This window comes from Paracoccus cavernae (genome assembly GCF_042430175.1).
GTDB classification, from domain to species: domain Bacteria; phylum Pseudomonadota; class Alphaproteobacteria; order Rhodobacterales; family Rhodobacteraceae; genus Paracoccus; species Paracoccus cavernae.
Window position 1 is genome coordinate 1 of the sequence record NZ_JBHMDZ010000026.1, and the last position, 1273, is coordinate 1273.

1 protein-coding gene is annotated in these 1273 nt (G+C 60.3%); it reads left to right on the forward strand.

Annotation, left to right across the window (positions count from 1 at the left end; genetic code table 11):
* A partial coding sequence (tuf, locus tag ACFFUC_RS12485; protein WP_377686694.1) for an elongation factor Tu occupies nt 1-1176 on the forward strand: 1176 nt, incomplete at its 5' end.
* Between the last annotated feature and the right edge of the window lie 97 nt (nt 1177-1273).

Genomic DNA, 1273 nt, shown 5'->3' on the forward strand with positions numbered 1-1273 from the left:
ATGGCAAAGGCAAAGTTTGAACGGAACAAACCGCACGTCAACATCGGCACGATCGGCCACGTTGACCACGGCAAGACGACGCTGACGGCTGCGATCACGCGCTATTTCGGCGATTTCAAAGGCTACGATCAGATCGATAACGCGCCTGAAGAAAAAGCACGCGGCATCACGATCTCGACCACGCACGTCGAATACGAGACCGAGTCGCGTCACTATGCGCACGTCGACTGCCCCGGCCACGCCGACTATGTTAAGAACATGATCACCGGCGCGGCTCAGATGGACGGCGCGATCCTGGTGGTGAACGCAGCTGACGGCCCGATGCCGCAGACGCGCGAGCACATCCTGCTCGGCCGTCAGGTCGGCATCCCGTTCATGGTCGTCTACATGAACAAAGTCGACCAGGTTGACGATCCGGAACTGCTGGAACTCGTCGAGATGGAAATCCGCGAGCTTCTGTCGTCCTACGACTACCCGGGCGACGATATTCCGATCGTCAAAGGTTCGGCTCTTGCCGCACTCGAAGGCCGCGATCCGGAAATCGGCGAGAACTCGATCAAAGAGCTTCTGGCAGCTGTTGACGCGTACATCCCGACGCCCGAGCGTGCGGTTGACCTGCCGTTCCTGATGCCGATCGAAGACGTGTTCTCGATCTCGGGCCGTGGTACGGTTGTGACCGGCCGCGTCGAGCGTGGCGCTGTCAACGTCGGCGACGAACTGGAAATCGTGGGTATCCGCGACACCAAGAAAACGACCTGCACGGGCGTGGAAATGTTCCGCAAACTGCTGGATCGCGGGGAAGCCGGCGACAACATCGGCGCGCTGCTGCGCGGCGTTGACCGTGACGGTGTCGAGCGTGGTCAGGTTCTGTGCAAACCGGGTTCGGTCAAGCCGCACACCCAGTTCGAAGCCGAAGCCTATATCCTCACCAAAGAGGAAGGTGGCCGTCACACGCCGTTCTTCGCGAACTACCGTCCGCAGTTCTACTTCCGCACCACGGACGTCACCGGTACCGTCAAGCTGCCGGAAGGCACCGAGATGGTCATGCCGGGCGACAACCTGAAGTTCGAAGTCGAACTGATCGCACCGATCGCCATGGAAGAGAAACTGCGTTTCGCTATCCGTGAAGGCGGCCGTACGGTCGGCGCAGGCGTCGTCTCGAAAATCATCAAGTGATTGGCGGGGCGGCAACGCCCCTACCGGTCCGGTGATACGAAAGAAGGTCCGTCCCGAAAGGGGCGGGCCTTTTTCATTGGCGGCGCTATCATCAGGC